The organism is Bacillus sp. B1-b2 (assembly GCF_009183415.1).
Lineage (GTDB): Bacteria > Bacillota > Bacilli > Bacillales > Cytobacillaceae > Niallia.
In genome coordinates this window covers 1-21652 of the sequence record NZ_WEHU01000035.1, presented here as the reverse complement: position 1 = coordinate 21652, position 21652 = coordinate 1, and the positions used below count along the sequence as shown (strand labels likewise).

The following is a 21652-nucleotide window of genomic DNA, read 5'->3' as shown; positions in this document are numbered from 1 at the left end:
TCCATCTTTCATGAAGTATTAATAATTAGCAATGGGAGAGAATGATGTTATGGATCGGAAGGTTGGAAGGATAGTAGGTTTATTATCCCTACTACCTGTATTAATTAGCATTATCACTTTTTTTATCATGAGAGGACCTAATGTCGATATCTATCTCATGATTATTATTCACAGTATTTTATCTTTTGTTGGGATTGTACTTGCCATCATATCCTTGGTTAAGAAGCAGATTCTCTTGTTTTTCCTGGGGTTATTAGGAAATGGACTGGTTTTAGTATTTGCTTTTTTCCTTTTGCTAGCAATGGGAATTGGTGAACCGTAATATTGTTTTTTATAAATAATAAAGGAGTTGGATGAAATGAAAAAAGCTACTCCATTCTTAATGTTTCAAGGTGGGAAAGCAGAAGAAGCCATGAATTATTACAGTAACATTATGCAAGATGCTAACATTACAAGTATTGTAAGATATGGAGCAGATGAAGGAGGAGACGAGGGTACGGTTATGCAGGCTACTTTTGTTGTTAAAGAACAAGAATTTATGTGCATAGATAGTAATCTAAAACATGAATTTACCTTTACTCCTTCTTTTTCTATCTTTATAGATTGTGATACAGAAGAAGAAGTAGATGAGCTTTATGACAAGCTATTAGACGGTGGACAAGCACTTATGCCGATTGGAGATTATGGTTTCAGTAAGAAATTTGGTTGGATAAATGACAAGTTTGGAGTGTCATGGCAATTAAATCTTCCGTTGTAGACCTTACTGCCTAACTTGTAGCAGAAACCAACCATTTTATATAAAGGAAATTCTTATTCTTTATATGTATAGCCAAATATATAAGAAAAAGTGCACATGAATTGTGTGCTTTTTTATTTAATGAAAAAGTTTAGACTTGGGATAATCTCTCTTGTGTGCTGATTTTTATTAGTACTAACCAAAAGCCAATAACTTTCACTAGAGTATTTAATTATTAATTTATCTGGTATTATTTTTGGACGGAATAAGACTATTTTTTAGCTCGGAAGCTTGATTTGTTAATAAGTATTTAGTGTTTAAAAGTTCTTATAAAACATCGTAACAAAATGGAGAAGGAAGCTGTTATTATTTAGTTTAAACAAAGAAACCAGTTAAAAGGGGAAGGAAGAAAAACAATGTGGTGAATGCACAAACAGATCGTTTACATGAGGATGATTATTCCTCAGAGAAACAAAAATCTTTATACAAACGTACTTTATTCATTATAAGTATATCTCAAGTATTTGGGGGAGCAGGTCTAGCTGCAGGTGTTACGGTAGGAGCGCTTCTTGCGCAACAAATGCTAGGTACAGATGCTTTTGCTGGAGTTCCATCTGCTTTGTTTACATTAGGTTCAGCAGGAGCAGCACTAATGGTGGGGAGACTTTCACAACGTTATGGCCGACGTATAGGTCTATCAACTGGTTTTATGCTGGGGGGAATTGGTGCGATAGGTGTTATTGCATCAGCCATGATTAATAGCATTATTTTATTATTAATCTCTCTACTCATATATGGAGCAGGATCAGCAACAAACTTACAAGCAAGATACGCTGGTACAGATTTAGCGACAAATAAGCAGCGGGCAACTGCTATTAGTATAACAATGGGGTTTACTACATTTGGAGCAGTAGCAGGGCCAAATTTAGTAAATGTGCTAGGTGATTTTGCTGTTTCTATTCATGTCCCCGCATTAACTGGTCCATTTATATTAGCAGCAGCTGCATATATATTAGCTGGAGTTGTTTTATTCGTTTTGCTACGTCCAAATCCATTAATTATTGCTAGAAGGATAGAAGCAGCTAGCGTCAAAGTGGAACACAAAGAACTTGTAGTGGCTACAAACGATACTTACAATAACAAGGGAGTAGTGGTTGGTGCAACCATTATGGTTCTTACTCAAATTGTAATGGTTGCCATTATGACAATGACACCTGTGCATATGAGTCATCATGGACATGGACTAGGCGCTGTAGGTTTAGTAATTGGATTCCATATAGGAGCCATGTATTTACCATCCCTTATTACAGGTATTCTTGTTGATAAATTAGGTCGTATCGCAATGGGAATTGCTTCAGGAATTACATTACTGTTAGCGGGCTTAATCTCCGCTTTCGCTCCAGGAGATTCTATGATTCTTCTAGTAATAGCTCTCATGTTACTTGGATTAGGATGGAATTTTGGCTTAATAAGTGGTACAGCTCTTATTGTGGACTCAACGGAAACTTCTACAAGAGCTAAAACACAAGGAACAGTTGATGTTCTAATTGCTTTATCAGGAGCTGCAGGTGGAGCCATGTCTGGTATGATTGTAGCTGGTTCAAGTTTTGCTACTTTATCCTTAGCAGGAGGAATACTATCTTTATTATTAATACCAGTAATAATATGGGCTGCCCGTGAGGCAAAGCAAAAATAAAAAAGCAGTTGTTGCAAGCGAACAATTGCTTTTTAAAACGGGATTGAAACATTAAGAAAAGAAAAGAAAAGAAGAAAGAAGATATCTAATCAACTATTGTTTAATCCAACAGAAAATATAAGTGAAGAAGGGTATGTGTGAAAGTGAAATGTCAGGTTATCTTAATTAGCTATCTGATTAAAAGATCTTAGATATAGACTATTATTCACTGGTAATTTATCTAGGGTCTTTTAGTTACATAGTAAATATAGTGAAATTTCATACATAATTAAAATTAAATAAATGATTTACATTACTTATGTTGCATGCAATAGAGGTAGTATACCTGTAATAAGTGAAACGTTACTTAAAGGAAATAACGTTTAAGACTCTCTGATCAAAGAAGAGATGAAATAAAATCTTGTACCAGCCTTAAATAGTCAATCATATTCAACTAATGAATAATAATTAAAAGGAATTGTATACATTTACAGGACAAGAAAGATAGCAACGCCATCATTCCTCAAGTAAAAGTGACAACACTCCTAATAAAAAACCTTACTAGAAACGAATCTAGTAAGGTTTTTCCCATCAACTTCCCTTCACCGAAGAAGTTTTCTTATTTCTTATCTTGATAAGAATTGTAACGAAGATAATCACTATTAAAATTACTGCTACTGGTAATAGATACTGAGAGGCGATAGGGCCAACTTTATCCCAATTTTCCCCGAGTTTTCTGCCTAAGTAAATATATAGAGTAGTAATAGGTAACATGGCTAGAAATGTATATAAGCTAAATTTCCATACATTCATTTTACTAATACCACATGGAATAGAAATGGCTGTTCTAATACCAGGAATAAATCTACCTATAAAGGCAACACTTGCTCCGTATTTTCTAAAAAAATGATCGGAAGCGTCAATATGCTGTTCCTTTACAAAGAAGTATTTCCCATACTTAAGTATTAAAGGTCTACCCCCATATCTCCCAAGTGCATAGAGAGTTAAAGGACCTGTTGTACCACCAAGTGTTCCTGCAAGTACAGCCAGTAGGAAATTCATGTCCCCTTGAAAAACCCAGTACCCAGCCATTGGCAAAACTATCTCAGCAGGAACAGTTTCAATGGTTAAAGCTAAGATAATCCCAAAATAGGAAAATTGTTTTAAAAATTCTATGAAATGAATAATCATCTCTTCCATCCATATGACCTTCCTTTCTTTTATAAATAATAGTTTCTCCCTTATTTAAAAGTTGGAAGGTTATTGTTGACGTCTTTTTCTATAAAAAACCTCTCCATAAAACCATTTACTCCAAAACTTCCATCTCATTATTTCTAATGCTAGGTGTATGATGGCAAGATAAGAAATGTATAACAAGATTTGGTGAAATAGGGTTATCTCTTTAAAATACGTATTAAATTCTCCATGATACCAGAAAAGAATAAGTGCTAGAATTACTAGCCTTAAAAAGGTACGGGATATTTGTTTTTTTCCTTTGAAGTTCATTTGAAATTCCTCTTTCTTGTGTTGTTATCCTTAGATGTTTTTGAAGGAAGAAGGCTCTTTATTTTAAAACTTAGTCATTTTCTCCATGATGATGTTAATAGCAATAGCGTCATCCAGATACCCAATTGGTAGTAGATAATCTGGAATAACATCTAAAGTACTAACAAAATAAAGAAGTCCGCTTCCAATTAATAAAAGCTGAGTAGTACTCCCTTTGTTAGATTTGAGTCTCTTATATAAGGAATCTAACTGTTGCATAAAAGGTCCTTGGCTTCCTAATAGCGTAACTTTCTTCTTAAATTGAATTAATAAATCCTTAGGATCTTCTAGAGTACTATATCTTTTGGCGTATCTGTTTAATTGTGTTTCTACCTCTTCTACATGAAAGTCCCTACTATAAACTCCAGAGGATCTAATCATGTCTTGAATGGCATTAATCTTAGCAGAGAAACCATCTTCCTCAGAATCTAAGGAATCATTGGTATATCCAGCAGCTGTAAATAACGTATAGATTGGAATATGTAGATAATTAGAAAATGCTTGTAAATGCTTTGGTGTTGCTTTTCTATTTCCATTTATAATTCTTGAAATGGTAGATTTATTAATATTAGTCTCTACACTTAATTTACTCATCGATATATTTTTATTTGCTAGAGTAGTTTTTAATAGATGCCCAAGTTCATTTTCATCTATGTTATTATGCGTCATTTACCTGTCAACCCTTCTCCTTTTTTAACAAATTGAAATATACTACACTGTTGACAAAATGTCAACGACTATACTATGCTGTTACTAGTATGTTCACAAACTAGCAAAATAAGTAAATAGTAACCTCTCTTGCTTTAAATCGATCTTTTTAAATAACTAAGGGCTATACATAAACGGAGCTATACATATTTGAAGGGAATTTAGGATGTAGAAACAACATAATGTAGGATGGGTTTATTAAAAGATTGTGAAGGAGAAATGTATGGAATGGATTTTGATTTAGTTTTAATAATAAAAATGATTATTATTGGATTAGTGCAAGGTTTTACAGAACCTATACCAGTTTCATCAAGTGGACACGTGATGATAGCAAGTGAGATTTTAGGTTTAGGAGAGCAGGGTTTTACCTTTGCTATTCTTACTAACACTGCTTCCTTGCTTGCGATTTTATTTGTATACAGAAAAGATATTGCGAGATTAGCAGTTAACTCTATTCAGTATGTAAGAACAAAAAATGATGATTTGAAAAGTGATTTTCGTTTTGTGTGCTATATCATTATAGGGACTATTCCAGCAGGTATATTAGGTGTATTGCTAAGTGACGTTATTGCTGAAAGCGTGAGTATGACTACAATTGCATGTATGCTCTTTGTTACGGGAATTGCTTTATGGTTTATTCGTAACCTAAGAGGAGTAAAGGATGAAAAAAGTATGAGTGCAAAAGATGCTCTCTTTGTAGGATTAGGACAGGCAGTTGCCTTAATGCCAGGCATAAGTCGTTCAGGAGCAACTATCATTTCAGCGATAGTAATAGGAATTAAACAAGAAACAGCTCTTCGCTTCTCCTTTATGCTGTATATTCCAGTAAGTCTTGGTGGAGTGATCCTTGGTCTTTCAGACTTTATAGAGGAACCGAATAAAATGGATTTATTCCTTCCTTATTTATCTGCTTTTATTGCAACACTTATAATGAGTTATATAGCAATGAAGTGGTTTATGGGAATAATGAAAAACGGAAAGTTAGTGTACTTTACCTATTACTGCTTTATAGTAGGAATTTTAATACTACTGTTTTTTTAAATGATAACAAATATATTAATTGTTAAGCTGCTACTTGGATAGCGGCTTTTTCTGCTTATCGCCTTACTCAAGTACTGAAGTAGAATCCTTTCATTATAGAACTGAACCTGAAGCGAGCAATGTTTTTTTACCTTTCGCAACTTAGTTTTCTTTTTCTATAACTTATAAAAACAGACAAAAAGGTTTCTGTAGACTCACACGAATCTGACTTGTTACTATTAGATTTATGGTTAACAAGGAGTGATGAAATGGAAGAACAAAAATATAAAAATCTAAAGCTAGGAGAACGTGGGGCGATTATCAGTATTATTGCCTATCTAGCTTTATCTATATTGAAGTTATTAGTGGGTTACTGGAGTGACTCTGCAGCTTTGAAAGCTGATGGTTGGAATAATACTACTGATATAGTTGCTTCTATTGCAGTTTTAATTGGTTTGCGACTTGCCCAAAGACCACCTGACAACGATCATAAATATGGTCATTGGAAAAGTGAAGGCATTGCTTCTATGTTAGCTTCCTTTATTATGATGGTAGTCGGCTTGCAGGTCTTATACGGAGCAGGATCTTCATTAATCAAAGGTAGTAGTGAATCCCCTGATATAGTGGCGGCATTTGTAGGGTTATTCTCCGCACTCGTAATGTATTTTGTTTACCGTTATAATAAAAAATTAGCTTTGAAAATTAAAAGCAGTGCTGTTATGTCAGCAGCGAAAGATAATATCTCAGATGCTTGGGTAAGTATAGGGGCGGCTATAGGGATTTTTGGTTCCCAATTAAATATGCCTTGGCTAGATCCTATCACTGCATTCATCGTTGGAGTTCTAATATGTAAAACAGCTTTTGAGATTTTTAAACAAGCAACACATGAACTTTCTGATGGATTTGATGAGGCCAAGTTAGCACTATATAAAAAGGTTATATTAAATGTGGATGGGGTAAAAGGGATTAAAGAAATAAAGGGAAGATATTATGGAAATAACGAGGTCGTCGATGTGGAAGTGCTTGTCCATTCTTCCTTGAACATAACTAAAGCTCATGATATTGCAGACTCTATTGAGCGTACGTTGATCCAGCATTATGGGGTTTATGATGTGCATATTCATGTAGAGCCGAATAAATAAGAAGTAGAAGGCAGAAGCTAATGAGTGGGAGTGGCTTTCTGTCTTTTGATAGTTATTAAATGAAATGGAACATGCCTTAATGTATGTAAGTTAGAAAGTACTGTAACCTTTTCTTATATAGTTGTATAATATAAATATGAGTATATGTTCATATATTGATTATGTGGGTATATATAAAATAAACACATTTATTTTAAAGAGGTAGTCTATAATCAGGATATTTAAAGGAGGAAATTGGGATGGGACATAATCATAGCCATAGTCACGCAGGTGAAGGGAATAAAAAGGTACTTTTGCTTTCCTTTATTATTATTACAACATATATGATCATAGAAGCAATAGGGGGATTTCTGACCAATAGTTTAGCATTAATATCAGATGCTGGCCATATGTTAAGTGATTCTATTTCGTTAATGATTGCTTTAATAGCTTTTAAATTAAGTGAGAGAGCAGCTAGTCATAGTAAAACGTTTGGTTATAAACGCTTTGAGATACTAGCTGCGGTACTAAATGGGGTTATGCTTGTTCTTATTTCTCTTTATATTTTGTTTGAAGCTATTCAGCGTTTTACAAATCCACCAGAGGTAGCAACAACAGGTATGCTTTCTATTAGTATTATTGGATTGCTTGTTAATATAGTGGTAGCTTGGTTGATGATGCGAAATGGAGATACAGAACATAATCTAAATATGCGTGGAGCATTCTTACACGTGATTAGTGATATGCTTGGCTCTGTTGGTGCTATTATAGCAGCTATTCTTATTATGTACTTTGGTTGGGGGTGGGCAGATCCACTTGCAAGTGTCATTGTGGCTATCCTTATTTTAAGAAGTGGTTATTATGTAACAAGAGATGCGATACACGTTTTAATGGAGGGAACTCCTACTAATATAGATATAAAGGAAATAATTGCAGTAATAGAGGGAACCAAGGGAATACACGCCATTCACGATTTACACATTTGGTCAATTACAAGTGGATTAAATGCTCTTTCCTGTCATGCTGTTGTGGATAGCCATATTAGTATTGCAGAAAGTGAGACTATCTTGCGAGATCTAGAGCATGTGCTTGAACACAAAGGAATTACGCATGTTACTATCCAGATGGAGACAATGCAACATAAGCATGATAAGGAAGTATTATGCCAAATAAAAAGTGAACCAAATCATGAACACCATCATCATCATTAAAGATAAAAACAGTTAATGGATAGAGCAACAAAATAAAAAAACCATTATAATAAGATGAAAGGGGGTGCTTACAGTTGGATAATCAAAAACGATTGTCTGATACTTCTACGACTCATGCAAAGCCTTTTATTAGAGCAGCGATACTTTGCGTGGGGCAAGACAGTTCATTTATCGCTAATAATCTTTTCTAATAGTATGGCTTTGCCCTTATTTGAAAAATTAAAATAAGGAGCGGGCGAAGATGAAATATACAAATGCCAATCAAGTTTTACCAGTAGAGTTGATATTAGAAATACAAAAATACGTTCAAGGAGAGACCCTATACATTCCTAAGCAAGAAAGTGAGTATGAGAAATGGGGATCTTCAAGTGGAATTAGAAAGACATTAGATCGGCGTAATGCCTCTATAATAGATTTATTTCATAGTGGGGAAAGTATAGAGCAATTGGCCACAAAGTATTATCTTTCAATGGAAACAATTAAAAAAATTGTTTACTCTAATAAGAAATAAGGACAAAGCACTGATACACTATAATCGTCATCAGTGCTTTTTTGTATGTAAAGAACAATTCTAACTCAAGGTTACCATAGAGTACAGTTCCTTTTTTGTATTACAATAATGGAAAAAGAAGAGGTAAGGAATGGAGAGTAAGAATGAAATTAATAAAAAATGAGCAACTCAATTTTATTAAAAAACAACTAGAATTAATAAAAGACAGTCAAAAAAAGAATGTACCACCTACCATATTAAAGGCTACTATTGATTTAGCAAATGCTAAAATGATGAATCTTTTTCCGAATGCATCTCCTGAATTATTAGAGTTAATAGAAGTCAAAGAGCGTATGTCAGATAAGGAGTATGAGCATTACATTCAAAAACTGACTGCTTATTTGATGCCTTTTCCTGAAATTACAGAGCAAGAAATAAAGAAAATATTTCCTAAAAAGAAAAAGCTAAAGTTGCCTGAACTAGCAGATATTGATCTTCATACAGTAACCTATTTAAGCTGGAAAGATATACGGGCAAATAAAAAGTACGTTGTCTATGAGCTTGATGGAGAATTGGTAGGGATAGAAGGGGAAATGACACCAAGTAGTAAGAAAAATCTCTGCTCCTTCTGTAACACATTTGGAGAAGTTGCCTATTTTTCAACAGTGACAAAAGCAAGAAAAGTAAATAATCCCGATTATTATAAATCCATAGGGAATCTGGTTTGTATAGATAGTAAGGAATGTAATCAAAAAATAATAGATACAGCCTATTTACAGGCATTTTTTATGGAGGCGTTGAAGAAATAAAAAAGATCAATTGGCAGTGAATGAGAATAGTAAATGAAATACGTAAAACTCTGGGTGTTCATTTACTCAGAGTTTTTTATATTCCTTGCAATTTCGGTACAACTCAGTGAGATGTAGTAAAGTTTGTTTCCGTGTATTCTGGATATTTTTTTGTTTGAGGAAAGCCGAATTTGCTGCATTTAATTATAGTTTTCTCTTTTTTTAAAATAAAAATAATAAAAAACAGTATTTTTTTATTGTAAAACAATAAAAACTTGTTATAATCTAGATATATTAATTAGTGAGGTGCAGATGATGGAAAAAGGTTCAACCTTGTTTTTGAAGTTAGCTTTAATTGTTATAGGGCTACCTATTCTTGCTCTATGTATATTCTTAGTTCCTGAAATAGCAAATTTTGCAGAAGAATTATATCCAGATTTCACTTTTATAAAATATTTAGTGTATATGGACTTTTATTTAGCGGCAATTCCTTTTTACTTTGCTTTGTATCAAGCATTTAAGTTACTAAATTATATCGATCATGATTTAGCATTCTCGGAATTATCGGTAAGAGCATTAAAGACTATTAAATTTTGTGCTGTTACAATAAGTGGCTTATTTGTTTTAGGACTGCCGATCTTCTATCTAGTAGCAGAAAGAGATGATGCCCCAGGTATTATACTAATTGGGATGCTATTGATTTTTGCTCCACTTGTAGTTGCTGTATTTGCAGCGGTTCTTCAAAGGCTACTTAAAGATGCAATAGATATAAAATCTGAAAATGATTTAACGGTCTGAGGTGAGTAGAATGGCTATTATTATTAATATTGATGTGATGTTAGCAAAGAGAAAAATGAGTGTAACAGAGCTTTCTGAAAAGGTTGGTATTACTATGGCTAATCTTTCTATTTTGAAGAATGGAAAAGCAAAAGCAGTAAGACTTTCAACATTAGAAGCTATATGTAAAGCTTTAGATTGTCAGCCAGGAGATATCTTAGAGTATAGACAAGAAGATGAGAATGAATAAAACAAAAAGGTTCTGAAGCTTACTACTTCAGAACCTTTTTGTTTTATTCTCCATTTCCAGCAAATGCCTCTGGAATCATTGTAAATCCTTCAATTACAGTATCCTCTTCTACCTCAATCATCAAGTAGCGCTTTCCAGCCAACTCCACTTGTTTTACATATCTTAAGTCTGGTGGGCTAATGGATATATTGGCAATTTTAGTGCTGATTTTGATAGATTTAGAAGTGAATTTTGGCAAAATATTGCTAGCTTTTAGTTCATAATTCTCGTCATCAATAATCTTTTTAAAAGCAAATTCTACTTTTTCTGGATTAATATCTTCAATCCCACTCATTTTCAAGACTTGTTCTACATCTTTTGAATCTAACTTAGGCGGTTCTTCTTCTTCATTCTCAACGATCATTCTATTTATTTCTTCGTATACATTAGAAAGAGTAGAGGTGTTTAATTGATCACCCGTTACATCTTTAATGATCTCTTCAAATACGATTTTATCATCTTGAGCTGTCATAATTTCTTCCCCATTTAATACATCCTCAATAAAGGAATAATCAGGCTCATGCGCTTTACCAGCAGCATAAAGAATGTGGTTAACATCTGCTGCGTTATCTGTGAAACAAGGAAAAAGGAAGCCACCCATCGGTGATTGAAGATTAATAATTGGATCAACAACGATATTATATTTAAACTCTCTTTCTACATAGTCGAATAAAAGCTCTTTTTTTGGTTCCTGTGTATTATTAATAGTAGATAGAATGAAAGGATGTGAAAAAACAGTATCACGACCGCTTTCTTCTGTCTCTTCGCTACGTCGCTTCACTGGTTTTAAGTATTCTCCGCGAATGAAAGTAACCACAATATCCTTTTCATATTGTCTAATTGCTAGCATTTTCTCCACTATTTTTAACATCTGGTCTTTCCATTCATCCACCTCATTGCTTAATAAGCCTTGATGTAGAATGAGCTGACTACTGTTTTCCGCATCTCTTTGAAACTTTAGTTCAAAAAGTTTTTCATCTAATTGACCAGCAAGCATTTTTTTAAAGCTATTCAAAAAAAGCTCCTGTTGATCTTGATCAAGCAAACCAAAAGGCTGGCTTTGGTAGTGATATATCTCTGATGTTTCTTTCATAATATAAACATTAAAAATATCAGAGATTCTTAATAAATCATTGTTTATCTTAAACTGTTTACGAACATTAGCAATATCTTTCTTATTCATGAATTTAGCACCCCTAAGCTACCTCGTTTTGATACTCTATGAAAATTAATATACATTTTTAGCTCCCTATATTTTAGCATAATTTTCTAAAAGACATTAAGCAGTTGAATAAGCAAGTTGTTTAGTTAGCAAGCTGGATGGGAATAAGAATGGACAAATAGGGAAGGGATTATAGATAACTGCTCTCTATCAATTAGTAAATAGTGCAATTAGGTCGGAAAACAGGAAGGAGATAAAATGAGATATCAAACTAAAAAAATCACAGTTTCTAGAAGTATTGGTTATGGTTTAACAGATATTATGGGTGGTGGAGCATTTACGATTATATCTGCCTGGCTGTTGTTCTATTATACAACTTTTGTTGGTTTATCTCCTGTAGAAGGTGCTTCCATTATTGCCATAGCGCGTATAGTGGATGCGGTCGCAAGCCTAGCTATCGGCAGTATTACAGATAACTTTTTTCAATTTAAAGTGGGGAGAAAATTTGGGAGACGCCGCTTCTTTCTATTAATTGGTTCTCCATTAATGTTTACATATATCTTGCTTTGGGTCACAGGAATGAATTATTGGTATTATTTGCTTAGTTATTTATTATTCGAAATAGTAATGGCTTTAGTATTAATACCATGGGAAACACTTCCGTCTGAAATGACGAAGGATTATAATGATCGAACAAAACTTTCAACTGCAAGAATGTTTATGTCAGGGATAGGTGTCTTTTTAGCCACTTTTGTTCCTGGTAGATTAATTGCTTTCTTTGGAGAAGATAGTGCATATGCTTACTTTATTAATGCTGTCTTTTTTGCGATATTGTTTGCGATTTGTATAATTATTTCCTATAAAGTGACGTGGGAAAAGAAATTAACACCAGAGGAAGAAAGAGACTTACTAGCTAAGATGCAAGTGACTAAAAAGAAAAGCATACCAGAATATTATGCTACCTTTATAAATGTCTTGAAGGATTATGTATCTACTTTAAAAATTAAAAGTTTTCGCAAGCATTTACTAATTTATCTCCTATCTTTTACAGCTAAGGATGTATTTAACGCAGTTTTTATATATTTCTGTGTCTTTGCACTAAGTATTTCTTCTTCATTAGCTGGAGATATGCTATCACTAAGCATAATTGGAATACCCATTACACTATTAGCTGGATACTTAATGATTAAAGTTGGTCCAAGTCATTTATATAAGATTGCTTATGGCATTATGATTGTTTGCTTACTAGCTTTTTATGGCATTTATGTTACCAGGCCAGAATCAATCATTATCTACATGTTTGCTATTTCTGCTTTATATCAAATTGGAAGAGCCATTTTAGATTTCACTCCTTGGAATGTCTTTCCGTTTATTCCAGATATCGATGAGATTGTAACAAGACAAAGGAGAGAAGGGCTATTTGCAGCAGTTATGACCTTTGCAAGAAAAAGCACGGTTGCATTAGCTACATTTGTTGTAGGAATTGTATTACAATGGGGAGGTTTTGTTTCAGGAGAAACGACACAATCTTCGCAGGCTATACAAACCATCGTATTTACACTAGTTTTTGGTTCATCCATTCTATTATTTGCAGCATTATTTGTAGTTTTTAGCTTTAAATTAAATAAGAAGAATCACCAAATACTAGTTAATGAGATAACTAGACTAAAAGGAAATGGGATGAAAAAGAATGTTGATCCAAGGACGAAAGAAGTAGTGGAAGAGCTAACTGGAATTAAGTATGAGGATGTTTGGAAGGATTCTATAGAAAGAGAGAGTAAATCTGTTAGTTAAGAAGACAATGATTAAATAAAGGCTATATTCTACTATAATAATAGTAAAGGGATAAGTGAATAGTTAAGCATAAAAACCAATCTATCTAATGAAGGATAGATTGGTTTTTAATAGTCTAATAATTTTTAAAAATAAACTTATTTCATAATATTTTTTGTTATACTACTATTTGGAGAGTAGGGAATTTTATGAAAATAGTAAAAACAGAGAAATCCTATTCTTCACAATCAAATAAAGTATGGAGGGATATTGATAGTAGTAGTTGATAGGAAAATGTAATGTGCTAGTTTAACAGAGATTTACAAGGAATTCATAATAGGTTAATAGAGTTTATCTATACTACAGTAGTATTCTTGTCGAAATGTGTACAATTTTTTTATTTAACATTAATTAAGGGGGAAACATCTTAATGAAAGTTGGAAAGCGTTTTAAATTTCTTACTAGTCTTGTCACTACTTTAGCAATCTCAGCATCGGTTATCGCACCATCTAGTACATATGCAGAGCCAGTTGATAATAACTTCTCACTTACTATTATGCATATGAATGATACTCATGCACATGCAGATAAATTACCAAATATGCTAACTGCTATCAATGAAGTTCGTGCTGTAGATCCAAATGCGTTATTATTCAATGCTGGAGATGTATTCTCAGGTACTCTATACTTTAATCAATTTAAAGGGGAAGCTGATTTAAAGCTTCTAAATTTGATGAATATTGATGCTATGATCTTCGGTAACCATGAGTTTGATTTAGGTTCAAGTGAAAATGGACATGAATCATTATCTAAGTTTGTTAAGGAAGCTAATTTCCCATTTCTTGCGACAAATGTAGATTTTTCTGGTGATAGTTTCATGAACCCATTGGTAAGTGATACTTTTACAGAAGCAGCAGAAGACAGCAAAGTATATGATGGTATGGTGAAAGTAATAGATGGTGAGAAAGTTGGTATCTTTGGTTTAACAACAGAAGATACTGCTAATATCTCAAGTCCAGTAAATGTTAAATTTTTAGATTACATAACAGAAGCTCAAAAGGCAGTCGATGCTTTTGAAGAAATGGGTGTAAATAAAATTATTGCAGTATCCCATCTTGGTTATGACAGTAACCCTGCTCTAGGAAATGATTTAGAATTAGCTAAATATGTGGATGGTATTGACGTAATCGTTGGTGGGCATTCTCATACACAATTAAACGAGCCAGTAAAGGTCACTCAAGATGAAACTGGTACAGAAAAAGATCCAACAATCGTTGTTCAAGCTTATCAATATGCTACTTTATTAGGGGAATTAAAAGTTGAATTTGATGCAAATGGTGTAGTAGTAGAAGAAGTTGGTCAACTAATAGATCTTACGAAGAAAGCAGCAGATCAAGAAGCTCTTAATGTACTAGCTCCTTATCAATCTGATGTAGATGCGATTTCTAAGCAAGAATCTGGTGCAATTGCACAAAAGACCATCACAAATCCACGTTTAACTGATAGTACAGTTAGTGTTCGTGCAAATGAAACAGAATTAGGAAATCTTGTTACAGATGCCATGCTTACAAAAGCAAAAGAAAAAAATCCAAATGTTGTAATTGCTGTGCAAAATGGTGGTGGAATCCGTGCTGCAATAGCAGAAGGACCAATTACTACGGGAGAAATTATTGCAGTACTTCCTTTTGGTAATGATCCAGCAGTAGTTGAATTAACAGGAGCAGAAATTAAACAGCTTCTAGAGCACAGTGTACGTTTAGCTCCACAGGAAAGCGGTGGATTCTTACAAGTTGCAGGTATGAAGTTCACGTATGACAGCACAAAAGAAGCTGGCTCACGTGTAGTATCTATGCAAGTAAAAGTAAATGATAAATATGAAGAAATTAATGCAGACCAAAAATATTTAGTTACAACAAATAACTATACCGCAAAAGGCGGAGATGGTTTCGAAGTATTTGCTAAAGCGTATCAAGAAGGAAGAGTTCAAGATTTAGGAGAAATTGACTGGGTACAATTCCGTGATTATATGGTTGAAAATTTAGGTGGAGAAGTAAATCCAACACTTGAAGGCCGTATTGTTGATTTACTTGGAGCAGAGCCAACACCTGAAACACCAGAGGATCCTGCTGATGACGATCAAGATGATACAAATCCAACACCGCCAGTAGATCAAGATGGAGATACTTCAGGTAATGATAATGGTGGAAATAACACTGGAAATGGTACTAATAACGGAACAAATAATGATTCTACTAACAATAATACAACTAACAATGGTTCTACTAACGATAACACTAATAAAAACCAAAACACAAATACAGGAAAAGTATCTGGATCAGATACTGCAACTAAAACAACTACAGTAGGAAATGCACTTCCTAATACAGCTACAAACATGTATACAATGCTTGTGGTTGGAGCAGTTCTTTTAGTTGCTGGTTTAGGAGTTGTATTATATAGAAAGAAAGTAAGACATTCTTAATATATGGGAGATTAGCAATAGCTATTCTTTTGTAAAAGGGCCAATGCTTTGAAGCATTGGCCCTTTTATATACCATGGTTTAAAGAGGTATCGTTATTGGTTTCTACCTTTTTTTGTTATAGATTCAATATCCCCTTCAGCTAACGTATCACTCACTTGCTCATGAGTAGTTGCTAGCCCAGAAGAGAGTTGATCCTTTTTTTCATAATCACTTGGTTGATAAACACGTCCAGCAATTTCTGTGCTTTCTTCAGAATTCTTTTTTGTCATGATTACACATCCTTTAAAATAATAAGCTACAGACGTAGTGTTTTCCATTTTTTGAAAAAATACTCATTCGAATAAAAAAAAGCAGAAATCCGATGAAATGGATTCTGCCTTCTTCTTCTTATTATAGTTCTTGCCCATTTGTAGCAATTACATTTTTGTACCAGTGGAAAGATTTCTTTTTCTTACGTTCTAATGTTCCACTACCATCATCATGCTTATCTACATAGATATAGCCATAACGCTTAGACATTTCCCCAGTAGAAGCACTTACTAGGTCAATACAACCCCATGAAGTGTAACCCATTAGTTCTACTCCATCTTCAATAGCTTCACCCATTGCATCAATGTGCTTACGTAAGTAGTCGATACGATAGTCATCATTAATACTCCCATCTTCTTCTACTTTGTCATATGCACCAAGACCATTTTCTACAACGAATAATGGAACACGGTAACGATCATACATTTGGTTAAGTGAAATTCTTAGACCAGTAGGATCAATTTCCCAGCCCCAATCACTTGCTTCTAAGAATGGATTTTTAATTCCAGCAATAATGTTACCAGATGCTTGCTCTTCTGGAGTTTTTACTTTTTTCTCTGTACGAGACATATAGTAACTGAAAGAGATAAAGTCAACTGGATATTGTTTAAGAATATCTAAATCGCCTTCTTCCATAGCAATAGAAATGCCATTTTCTTTAAAGAAGCGTTTAGAGAAAGCAGGATACTCACCGCGAACCTGAACATCACCACAAATGTAGTTGAATACTTGCTCTTCTTTAAATGCATATAGAAGATTCTCAGGATTACAGTCAGCAGAATATACAGGAGCATAAATTAACATACAGCCAATTTGTGCATCTGGAATAATTTCATGACATGCTTTAACCGCTAAGCTACTTGCTACAAATTGATGGTGAAGTCCTTGGAAGCTTTCTTGCAATTTTACTTCTTCAGAAGCAGGAGAGAAACCAAGACCTAAAATTGGGTGAGCCGTTGCTCCGTTGATTTCATTAAAAGTTAACCAATACTTAACTTTGTCTTTGTAACGATTGAATAGAGTAGTTGCATATGTTTCAAAGAAACCAACTACTTCACGGCTTCTCCAACCACCGTATTCCGTAATTAAATATAGAGGAATTTCATAGTGAGAAATAGTCACTACTGGCTCAATATTGTGCTTACGGCACTCGTCAAATACACGATCATAGAAAGCTAAACCTTCTTCATTCGGTTCTGTTTCATTTCCTTTTGGGAAAATACGAGACCAAGCAATAGACATACGATATGCTTTAAAGCCCATTTCTGCAAAAAGTGCGATATCTTCTTTATAACGGTGGTAGAAATTAATTCCATCGTGGTTAGGATAAGTATAATTCTCTTTATCAATCTTAAAGTCAAATCCAGGATTTGTTATTACTTTTAAACGAACTTTCCCACCTGGCATAACATCTGCTAAGTTCATGCCTTTGCCGCCTTCAAGGTATGCTCCTTCTAGCTGGTTTGCAGCAGTTGCTCCACCCCATAAGAAGTTTTCTGGAAACTGATAAGTAGTTTTACTCATAATATAATCTCCTCTCTATTATATGGTTACGCTAATTTAGGCAATAAAAAAAACCTAAATTACATAAGCATAGAAGTAGCCCCTTAGCTTACGTAATTTAGGTTTTGCCTGCATAACCAGTAACAACCCTAAAGTGTTGTTTTATTATTTAAGTTAACTATATCATTATTTTCTCTGACATACAAGAAATTTGCAAGCGCTATTTTTAACAGGAAATAATTTTAGAAATATTTTTTTGAAAGCGTTGACAAGAAAATATTTACATGATAAATTACAACTAACAAATAAACAAACACAAGGTTCCGTGATGGAATGTTACCTTAAGTGGGCATAACCTGAACTGACTATAAAACACATGCTACAATTGCATGTATTTTAGTCGGGTCAGGTTTTTTATTTGTTAAAAACGCACTTATACTAAAAAACTTCATAATAGAAGGAAGGGTCAAAAATGAAATATGAGCAATTAGCAAAAGATATTATTGCCAATGTAGGTGGAAAAGAAAACGTTTCCAGTGTTGTTCACTGTATTACCCGTCTTCGATTTAAATTAAAAGATGAAAGTAAAGCAAATACGGAAGTACTTAAAAATATGGATGATGTTGTAACTGTTATGAAAAGCGGTGGACAATATCAAGTAGTTATTGGGAACCATGTTCCAGATGTTTATAAAGCAGTTGTTTCTGTTGGTGGTTTTCAAAATCAGCAGCCAGTCGAGGAAAATGAAGGACCAAAAGGATCACTATTTAACCGATTTATTGATATGATTTCTAGTATTTTCACACCAGTTCTAGGTGTATTAGCGGCATCAGGAATGATTAAAGGTTTCAATGCTTTGTTTGTATCACTAGGCTGGTTAACGAATACTTCTGGTACTTATCAAATATTGAATGCTACAGGTGACGCATTATTTTACTTCCTACCAATATTCTTAGGATACACAGCTATTAAAAAGTTTGGAGGTACACCGTTTATTGGTATGGCGATAGGGTCCGCTTTAGTATATCCGACTTTATCAGGATTAACAGCTGGAGATCCTCTATATACACTATTTGCAGGTACTATGTTTGAATCACCTATTCATATTACTTTCTTAGGAATTCCAGTTATTTTAATGTCTTATTCATCCACTGTTATACCAATTATTCTTTCTGCATTTGTTGCTTCTAAAGTGGAGAAGTGGTTAAAGTCCGTTATTCCAGATGTAGTAAAAACATTTGTAGTACCACTATTAACTTTATTAATTGTTGTACCAGCTACATTTCTAGTAATTGGACCAATTGCAACATGGGCAAGTACATTAATTGGTCAAGGTTCTTTATTCTTATATAACTTGAGTCCGGTAGTAGCAGGTTTAATCCTAGGTGGTATCTGGCAAGTACTAGTTATCTTTGGATTACATTGGGGTCTTGTGCCAATTGCTATTAACAACGTTGCTACATTAGGCTATGACACAATCTTAGCTCCAATATTTGCTGCATCCTTTGCACAAACTGGTGCTGTTTTAGCAATCTTAATTAAGACAAGAAATCAAAAACTAAAAACATTAAGTTATCCATCATTTATTTCTGGTATTTTTGGTGTAACAGAGCCAGCTATTTACGGTATAACATTGCCACTGAAAAAACCATTTATTATGAGCTGTATCGGTGCAGCAGTTGGTGGAGCAATCGCTGGATTTACTGAAGTGAAGGGTTATATCATTGGAGGTTTAGGAATCTTTGGTGTTCCGTCTTATATTAGTCCAGATGGTATTGATATGAGTTTATGGGGAGCTGTAATCTCTATAATTGCAGGTTTCGTTGTAGGTTTTATCTTAACACTAATTTTTGGTGGTATTAACAAAGAAAAAGCGCAATCTGATAAAGACAAAGCATCTAATCAAGTTGCAGCAACAAAATTAGAGCAAGAAGTAGTAGTAAGTCCTTTAAAAGGAGAAGTTAAGGCATTATCTGAAGTGAAAGATGAAGCATTCTCATCTGGTGCACTTGGTCATGGGGTGGCAATTGAACCAAGTGAAGGTAGATTACTTGCTCCTGTATCAGGGACTGTTTCTGCATTATTCCCTACTAAGCATGCTATTGGAATTACAACAGATTCTGGAGCAGATATCTTAATTCATATTGGAATGGATACTGTTCAATTAGAAGGAAAGCACTTTACTGTTCATACTACACAAGGTGCTTATGTAGAAAAAGGTCAATTGCTTATAGAGTTTGATATAGCGGAAATTAAAAAGGCTGGAAAACCTTTAACAACACCAGTTATTATTACAAACTATAAAGATTACACAGTTAATTTAACAAATAAAAAACATGTTATAACAGGAGATTCCCTATTCAGTTTAGAATCAAAATAAGGAAGTACTAACAGCAAGGTTGCAAACATGTTTAAAGACAAAGCGTTAACTTTAGACCGTTTCAACCTTGCTACATAAAAGATAGGAAAGGAATGATTAATGTAATGGCTTTTCCAAAAGGATTCTTATGGGGCGGTGCTATTGCTGCTAATCAAGCAGAAGGTGCTTATTTAGAAGGTGGAAAGGGATTAACAACCGTTGATCTATTACCTACAGGAAAGAAAAGATTTGATATTATGCTAGGGGATTTACCATCCTATGAGCCGTTAGAAGGAGAGTTTTATCCTTCTCATGAGGCAATTGGTTTTTATCATCGATATAAAGAGGATATTGCGCTATTTGCAGAAATGGGCTTTAAATCCTTACGCTTATCTATTTCTTGGGCAAGGATTTTTCCAAACGGAGATGATGCTACGCCGAACGAAGAAGGATTAAAATTCTATGATGATCTTTTTGATGAACTATTAAAACATGGAATTGAACCTGTTGTAACTATCGCGCATTTCGATGTACCGGTTAATCTAGTGAAAAATTATGGCAGCTGGAAAAGTCGTAAACTTGTAGGTTTCTTTGAAACTTATGCTAAAACCCTATTTACTAGATATAAGGACAAGGTTAAATATTGGATGACTTTCAATGAAATCAATATGCTGTTACACCTACCATATGTAGGAGCAGGGCTTATATTTGAAGAAGGGGAAGATCAAGTTAAAGTGAAGTATCAAGCAGCTCACCATCAATTACTGGCAAGTAGTTTAGCTGTAAAAGCAGCACGAGAAATTAATCCAGATATGAAAGTTGGTTGTATGCTAGCAGCTGGACAAACTTATCCTTATACATGTAACCCAGATGATGTATTTGATGCAATGGAAAAGGATAGAGATAACTTCTTCTTTATTGATGTTCAATCTCGTGGGAAATACCCAGGCTATGCAAAGAGATTTTTTGAGGATAATGATTTATCTATTGAGATGGAAGAGCAAGACGAAGAATTATTAGCTACTTATACAGTTGATTATATTGGCTTTAGCTACTATGCTAGTCGCACAACAAGTACAGATCCAGAAATTAATAAACAAACTTCAGGAAATGTATTTGGTTCTATCGAAAACCCATACCTAGATAAATCAGAGTGGGGCTGGACTATAGATCCTAAAGGATTCCGAATTACTGCTAACCAATTGTATGATCGTTATCAAAAGCCTCTTTTTGTAGTAGAAAATGGCTTAGGTGCAGTTGATGTACTAGGTGAAGATAATGAAGTGAATGATGATTATCGAATTGCGTACATGCAAGCCCATGTGAGAGAAATGGGAGAAGCAATTAAAGATGGTGTAGAGATTATTGGGTATACAAGCTGGGGACCGATTGATATCGTAAGTGCTTCTACAGGTGAAATGAAGAAAAGATATGGTTATATTTATGTAGACAAAGATAATGAAGGCAATGGATCTCTTCAAAGATATAAGAAAAAAAGCTTTGATTGGTATAAAGAAGTTATTGCAACAAACGGAGAAAATGCATAAGAAGAAATAGGAAAGTTGGAAATCAACTTTCCTTCTTTGTGCGACGGGCAGTCGCTCCTTTTTGCTTTAAAGCATGAATTTACTGTTATAGGTTGGGCGATGTTACTTCGGTAATAACAAGCCCCGAATCCTGGAAGGTATGATTCTCTCGGAGGT

Annotated in this window: 20 protein-coding genes; 14 read left to right on the top strand and 6 right to left on the bottom strand. The window is 34.0% G+C overall.

Annotated features, from left to right (window positions below; all coding sequences use genetic code 11):
• The first annotated feature begins 49 nt into the window (after positions 1–49).
• From F9279_RS21835 to F9279_RS21825, 3 genes are all read left to right on the top strand, one after another.
• Positions 50–322: a hypothetical protein gene (locus tag F9279_RS21835; RefSeq protein WP_152116286.1), complete on the top strand. Its 273-nt coding sequence runs from the start codon at positions 50–52 to the stop codon at positions 320–322.
• 36 nt (positions 323–358) lie between these two features.
• Positions 359–757, top strand: coding sequence for a VOC family protein (locus F9279_RS21830; RefSeq protein WP_152116285.1), 399 nt, complete (start codon positions 359–361; stop codon positions 755–757).
• A 397-nt stretch (positions 758–1154) separates the two neighbouring features.
• Positions 1155–2432 carry an MFS transporter gene (locus F9279_RS21825; RefSeq protein WP_152116284.1) on the top strand — a complete coding sequence of 426 codons (1278 nt, stop codon included), beginning with the start codon at positions 1155–1157 and terminating at the stop codon, positions 2430–2432.
• A gap of 570 nt (positions 2433–3002) precedes the next feature.
• Here F9279_RS21825 and F9279_RS21820 read toward each other — a convergent pair.
• The 3 genes from F9279_RS21820 to F9279_RS21810 all read right to left on the bottom strand — a co-directional run bounded on the left by F9279_RS21820 (position 3003) and on the right by F9279_RS21810 (position 4625).
• Positions 3003–3611 carry a DedA family protein gene (locus tag F9279_RS21820; protein WP_152116283.1) on the bottom strand — a complete coding sequence of 203 codons (609 nt, stop codon included), beginning with the start codon at positions 3609–3611 and terminating at the stop codon, positions 3003–3005.
• Positions 3612–3671: 60 nt separating this feature from the next.
• On the bottom strand, positions 3672–3917 hold the full coding sequence (locus F9279_RS21815; protein ID WP_152116282.1) for a hypothetical protein: 246 nt from the start codon (positions 3915–3917) through the stop codon (positions 3672–3674).
• A gap of 63 nt (positions 3918–3980) precedes the next feature.
• On the bottom strand, positions 3981–4625 hold the full coding sequence (locus F9279_RS21810) for a DUF1232 domain-containing protein (RefSeq protein WP_152116281.1): 645 nt from the start codon (positions 4623–4625) through the stop codon (positions 3981–3983).
• A 228-nt stretch (positions 4626–4853) separates the two neighbouring features.
• Between F9279_RS21810 and F9279_RS21805 the strand changes: the two genes are divergently transcribed.
• The 7 genes from F9279_RS21805 to F9279_RS21775 all read left to right on the top strand — a co-directional run bounded on the left by F9279_RS21805 (position 4854) and on the right by F9279_RS21775 (position 10321).
• A complete protein-coding gene (locus F9279_RS21805) occupies positions 4854–5705 on the top strand; it encodes an undecaprenyl-diphosphate phosphatase (protein WP_413463237.1) in 852 nt (283 codons plus the stop codon).
• A 248-nt stretch (positions 5706–5953) separates the two neighbouring features.
• Positions 5954–6826 (top strand): cation diffusion facilitator family transporter, encoded by an 873-nt coding sequence (locus F9279_RS21800; RefSeq protein ID WP_152116279.1) that lies wholly within the window; start codon positions 5954–5956, stop codon positions 6824–6826.
• Positions 6827–7065: 239 nt separating this feature from the next.
• Positions 7066–8016, top strand: a complete 951-nt coding sequence (locus tag F9279_RS21795; protein ID WP_152116278.1) for a cation diffusion facilitator family transporter — start codon at positions 7066–7068, stop codon at positions 8014–8016.
• A gap of 241 nt (positions 8017–8257) precedes the next feature.
• A complete protein-coding gene (locus F9279_RS21790) occupies positions 8258–8527 on the top strand; it encodes a CD3324 family protein (RefSeq protein ID WP_152116277.1) in 270 nt (89 codons plus the stop codon).
• A 143-nt stretch (positions 8528–8670) separates the two neighbouring features.
• The gene (locus F9279_RS21785; RefSeq protein WP_152116276.1) at positions 8671–9315 is read left to right on the top strand and encodes a FusB/FusC family EF-G-binding protein; all 645 of its coding nucleotides are present in this window, start codon (positions 8671–8673) and stop codon (positions 9313–9315) included.
• 294 nt (positions 9316–9609) lie between these two features.
• Positions 9610–10092, top strand: coding sequence for a DUF2975 domain-containing protein (locus F9279_RS21780; RefSeq protein WP_152116306.1), 483 nt, complete (start codon positions 9610–9612; stop codon positions 10090–10092).
• 10 nt (positions 10093–10102) lie between these two features.
• Positions 10103–10321: a helix-turn-helix domain-containing protein gene (locus F9279_RS21775; RefSeq protein WP_152116275.1), complete on the top strand. Its 219-nt coding sequence runs from the start codon at positions 10103–10105 to the stop codon at positions 10319–10321.
• Positions 10322–10364: 43 nt separating this feature from the next.
• Here F9279_RS21775 and F9279_RS21770 read toward each other — a convergent pair whose 3' ends face one another.
• Positions 10365–11543: a DUF4317 domain-containing protein gene (locus tag F9279_RS21770; protein ID WP_152116274.1), complete on the bottom strand. Its 1179-nt coding sequence runs from the start codon at positions 11541–11543 to the stop codon at positions 10365–10367.
• A gap of 237 nt (positions 11544–11780) precedes the next feature.
• On the opposite strand from F9279_RS21770, the gene F9279_RS21765 reads away from it, so the two are divergent.
• Both F9279_RS21765 and F9279_RS21760 read left to right on the top strand, forming a co-directional pair.
• Positions 11781–13316: an MFS transporter gene (locus F9279_RS21765; RefSeq protein ID WP_152116273.1), complete on the top strand. Its 1536-nt coding sequence runs from the start codon at positions 11781–11783 to the stop codon at positions 13314–13316.
• Positions 13317–13725: 409 nt separating this feature from the next.
• Positions 13726–15777 (top strand): 5'-nucleotidase C-terminal domain-containing protein, encoded by a 2052-nt coding sequence (locus tag F9279_RS21760; protein WP_152116272.1) that lies wholly within the window; start codon positions 13726–13728, stop codon positions 15775–15777.
• 93 nt (positions 15778–15870) lie between these two features.
• Here the strand turns inward: F9279_RS21760 and F9279_RS21755 are convergent, their stop codons facing one another.
• A complete protein-coding gene (locus tag F9279_RS21755; protein ID WP_152116271.1) occupies positions 15871–16047 on the bottom strand; it encodes a YozQ family protein in 177 nt (58 codons plus the stop codon).
• 121 nt (positions 16048–16168) lie between these two features.
• Entirely contained in the window at positions 16169–17611 is a 1443-nt protein-coding gene (locus tag F9279_RS21750) for a glycoside hydrolase family 1 protein (RefSeq protein WP_152116270.1), read from the bottom strand.
• A gap of 451 nt (positions 17612–18062) precedes the next feature.
• On the opposite strand from F9279_RS21750, the gene F9279_RS21745 reads away from it, so the two are divergent.
• Complete coding sequence (locus F9279_RS21745; protein ID WP_152116269.1) at positions 18063–19970, top strand: beta-glucoside-specific PTS transporter subunit IIABC; 1908 nt, start codon at positions 18063–18065, stop codon at positions 19968–19970.
• Between the two features lie 104 nt (positions 19971–20074).
• Entirely contained in the window at positions 20075–21496 is a 1422-nt protein-coding gene (locus F9279_RS21740) for a 6-phospho-beta-glucosidase (RefSeq protein ID WP_413463239.1), read from the top strand.
• Positions 21497–21652 lie beyond the last annotated feature (156 nt).

What these genes read in the sequence shown, in the direction of transcription:
- F9279_RS21835 (WP_152116286.1), top strand. Translation starts at nt 50, where the DNA reads ATGGATCGGAAGGTTGGAAGGATAGTAGGTTTATTATCCCTACTACCT.
- F9279_RS21800 (WP_152116279.1), top strand. Translation starts at nt 5,954, where the DNA reads ATGGAAGAACAAAAATATAAAAATCTAAAGCTAGGAGAACGTGGGGCG.
- F9279_RS21755 (WP_152116271.1), bottom strand. Translation starts at nt 16,047, where the DNA reads ATGACAAAAAAGAATTCTGAAGAAAGCACAGAAATTGCTGGACGTGTT.
- F9279_RS21790 (WP_152116277.1), top strand. Translation starts at nt 8,258, where the DNA reads ATGAAATATACAAATGCCAATCAAGTTTTACCAGTAGAGTTGATATTA.
- F9279_RS21760 (WP_152116272.1), top strand. Translation starts at nt 13,726, where the DNA reads ATGAAAGTTGGAAAGCGTTTTAAATTTCTTACTAGTCTTGTCACTACT.
- F9279_RS21820 (WP_152116283.1), bottom strand. Translation starts at nt 3,611, where the DNA reads ATGGAAGAGATGATTATTCATTTCATAGAATTTTTAAAACAATTTTCC.
- F9279_RS21785 (WP_152116276.1), top strand. Translation starts at nt 8,671, where the DNA reads ATGAAATTAATAAAAAATGAGCAACTCAATTTTATTAAAAAACAACTA.
- F9279_RS21765 (WP_152116273.1), top strand. Translation starts at nt 11,781, where the DNA reads ATGAGATATCAAACTAAAAAAATCACAGTTTCTAGAAGTATTGGTTAT.
- F9279_RS21805 (WP_413463237.1), top strand. Translation starts at nt 4,854, where the DNA reads ATGGGTTTATTAAAAGATTGTGAAGGAGAAATGTATGGAATGGATTTT.
- F9279_RS21775 (WP_152116275.1), top strand. Translation starts at nt 10,103, where the DNA reads ATGGCTATTATTATTAATATTGATGTGATGTTAGCAAAGAGAAAAATG.
- F9279_RS21780 (WP_152116306.1), top strand. Translation starts at nt 9,610, where the DNA reads ATGGAAAAAGGTTCAACCTTGTTTTTGAAGTTAGCTTTAATTGTTATA.
- F9279_RS21795 (WP_152116278.1), top strand. Translation starts at nt 7,066, where the DNA reads ATGGGACATAATCATAGCCATAGTCACGCAGGTGAAGGGAATAAAAAG.
- F9279_RS21745 (WP_152116269.1), top strand. Translation starts at nt 18,063, where the DNA reads ATGAAATATGAGCAATTAGCAAAAGATATTATTGCCAATGTAGGTGGA.
- F9279_RS21815 (WP_152116282.1), bottom strand. Translation starts at nt 3,917, where the DNA reads ATGAACTTCAAAGGAAAAAAACAAATATCCCGTACCTTTTTAAGGCTA.
- F9279_RS21770 (WP_152116274.1), bottom strand. Translation starts at nt 11,543, where the DNA reads ATGAATAAGAAAGATATTGCTAATGTTCGTAAACAGTTTAAGATAAAC.
- F9279_RS21740 (WP_413463239.1), top strand. Translation starts at nt 20,075, where the DNA reads ATGGCTTTTCCAAAAGGATTCTTATGGGGCGGTGCTATTGCTGCTAAT.
- F9279_RS21810 (WP_152116281.1), bottom strand. Translation starts at nt 4,625, where the DNA reads ATGACGCATAATAACATAGATGAAAATGAACTTGGGCATCTATTAAAA.
- F9279_RS21830 (WP_152116285.1), top strand. Translation starts at nt 359, where the DNA reads ATGAAAAAAGCTACTCCATTCTTAATGTTTCAAGGTGGGAAAGCAGAA.
- F9279_RS21750 (WP_152116270.1), bottom strand. Translation starts at nt 17,611, where the DNA reads ATGAGTAAAACTACTTATCAGTTTCCAGAAAACTTCTTATGGGGTGGA.